Origin of the sequence: Sutterella parvirubra YIT 11816 (genome assembly GCF_000250875.1) — a bacterium.
In the GTDB taxonomy this organism is placed as follows: domain Bacteria; phylum Pseudomonadota; class Gammaproteobacteria; order Burkholderiales; family Burkholderiaceae_F; genus Sutterella; species Sutterella parvirubra.
This window is the reverse complement of sequence record NZ_JH604929.1, coordinates 1-2,598: the sequence shown is the minus strand read 5'-3', so window position 1 is coordinate 2,598 and position 2,598 is coordinate 1. Positions and strand designations below refer to the sequence as shown.

Below are 2,598 nucleotides of genomic sequence, written 5' to 3'. Positions count from 1 at the left end.
AGGGTTTCTTGTTGACGAGGAGCTCTTTGAGTTGGGTCTGCTCCGACTCATTCAGCTTGGCGCCCTCGAAGCGACGACGGCCGCGGGTGCCGCCTTTAATCGCCGCCTCCTTCCCGTCAGTACGGGCACGCCGGAACCATGTGTAGAGGATCCGCTCAGTGACCCCGATAGCTTGAGCGATGCTGGCGTAGGTAAAGCCTTCGGCCCTCAGTTCGAAGGCACGAATACGGCGATCCTGTTGCGCCTCAGGCGAGATCTTGCGGGCATCCACTTTTTCCATCGAGATTTTCTCAAGGTCGTTGATTTACTAAGGAATTATACCATAAATGGAGCCTTTGCATATTTCTAACATGGTGGAATGACGCATCTTTATATTAAAAAATAGGCTACTTCAAATGAAGCGGCCTTCTTAGCAGGCGTTGAACTTGAAGTATTTGCTTGTTGGTTTAATATCCCGGTCGGGGACGACCACCCGGCCCAACCCCCAAGTCAAGGAACCCCAAAATGTCCGACCTTACGAAGAAGGCGGAGGACGCGCCTCCCCGCAAGCGAAGCTTCAAACTTCCCGACATCTACATCATTCTCGGATCCTTCGTCCTTTTGATGGCGCTCCTCACGTACGTCATCCCCGCCGGGAGCTACGACCGGCAGTTGGTCGAAACGACGAAGGGTATGCAGAACCTCGTCGTCTCCGGAACCTACAAGGAAATCGCCCCGAATCCCGCAGGCTTCTTCGACGTGATCACCGCCATTCCCTACGGCTTTGAAAAGGCCGCGGGCGTGATCGTCCTCACCTTCATGGTCGGGGCCTGCATGGGGCTTCTGAAGCGCGCGAGCATCGTCGACCTCGGCATCCAGAAGCTCTCGGGCGCCTTGGGCAAGTCCGACTACCTCGTCGCACCGCTTCTCATGGTGGCGGTCTGCATCATCGCGGCCTTCATCGGGACGCCGGAACTCTCGCTCGCGTACCTCCCCGTGTTCCTCCCGCTCTTCTATCGTCTGGGCTACGACGGCATGACCGCGACCGCGGTCGCGCTCCTCGGCCCCTGCATGGGCTTCATCTTCGGGATCACGGTGCCCGCTTCCGTCGGCATGGGCCAGCAGATCGCCTAGATTCCGATGTTCTCGGGTTCGGGCTACCGCTTGATCATCCTCGTGACGGCCGTCCTCATCTCGGTCGCCTACGTGGTCGTCTATGCGGCGCGCGTGAAGAAGAATCCCAAAGCGAGCCTCTCGTACGAAACCGACAAGGCGCTTCGCGCCGAGTACGAAGCGGTCGGCACGACGGAGAAGACCTTCACGAAGCGTCAGGTTTGGGCCGGGATCACCACGCTCTGCCTCTTCCCGTGCGCGATCTGTCTGATCCTCACGATGAACCTCGGGTTCGAGGCGATCGGCGGGCTCTTCCTCGCGATCGGCATCATCGCCGCGGTCGTCGCCGGGAAGAGCGCCCAGCAGATCTGCAACGACATCAACGACGGGATGCGCGACCTCATGGTGAGTGCGCTTCTCTGCGGCGTCGCGGCCTCGATCTCGGTCGTGATGGACAAGGGTCTCATTACCGACACGATCGTCTTCTGGCTCGAAAACATGCTCGCGTCGGTCCCGCCCGCCTTCACCGCGATCGCGGTGCTCTGGGAACAGTCGATCTTCAACATCCTGATTCCGGGTGCGACCGCGCTCACGATTCTGACGATGCCGATCCTCTCGCCCTTGGGCACGCTTCTCGACATCTCGCAGCAGACGCTCGTGTCGGCGAACGCCTGGGGCGGACAGTTGACCGACATCCTCTTTCCCACGTCCGGCTTCTTCATCGCGACGCTCGCGATCTCGAAGGTCGACTACTTCAAATGGGTGAGGTTCTACGGTCCGCTCTTCCTGATCCTCGGCGTGGTCGCCTCCGCGGCGCTCTACGTCCAGCAGGTCTTCGACATCACGTTCTGACCTTCCCCTCAAACCGTGGTCCGTGAGGGCCGTCGCCGGGCATCCGGCGGCGGCCCTCATGCTTTTGCGGGCGCCTCAGAACCGCCTTCCCGGCCGGGAAATGTCGACCGCCCCGTACGGACGGACCGGTCACTTTCGCCGAACGCATCCCGAAAACCGCCGTCGGAAGCCTCTTTTCAAGGCTTGCCCATCATTGAGCGCCAAAGGGTTTGCCGAAATCCCGCCCCTGAAATTCGCCGCAAACCCCGGAAGATCCTTCGAAATCAAGGAAGGACGGATGTTTCAGCCCCTCAAGGTTGTGGCGCGAAATGACATCACTTTGACGCGCACGGCTCTCGTCCGTACCGGGGGCCGCCACTAGAGTATGGGCATCGACCCAACCGGCTTGAAGGAATTGACCATGACCGCCATCCCCTGCCTCTCCCGCACGTCGCTCCCGCCCTGAAGGAGCGGCTCCGCCCGCTGAGGAAGCTTGTCCGGACCCGGCGCCGCGACGCCGGTGAACCCCGAGAAGGCTTCCCGCCGACCCACTTCAACCATTGACCTGCCGGAAGCGCATTCCGGCCGGAACGACCTCTTTTTGTCTTCATTTTCTGAAAAGGAACCATCATGGCTCTCGACGCCAACTTCAAAGCCCGCGACATCCGCGAAGTC

The 2,598-nt window shown here is 60.4% G+C and carries 2 protein-coding genes and 1 pseudogene; 1 reads left to right on the top strand and 2 read right to left on the bottom strand.

Going from position 1 to position 2,598, the window contains the following annotated elements:
* Positions 1–280 (bottom strand): helix-turn-helix domain-containing protein (locus HMPREF9440_RS03705; RefSeq protein ID WP_008541623.1); only part of this gene is annotated, 280 nt, incomplete at its 3' end.
* A 224-nt stretch (positions 281–504) separates the two neighbouring features.
* Here HMPREF9440_RS03705 and HMPREF9440_RS03700 point away from each other — a divergent pair.
* A pseudogene (locus tag HMPREF9440_RS03700) lies at positions 505–1,944 on the top strand (YfcC family protein).
* A gap of 357 nt (positions 1,945–2,301) precedes the next feature.
* On the opposite strand, the gene HMPREF9440_RS11645 reads toward HMPREF9440_RS03700, so the two are convergent.
* Positions 2,302–2,598 (bottom strand): hypothetical protein (locus tag HMPREF9440_RS11645; RefSeq protein ID WP_008541619.1); only part of this gene is annotated, 297 nt, incomplete at its 5' end.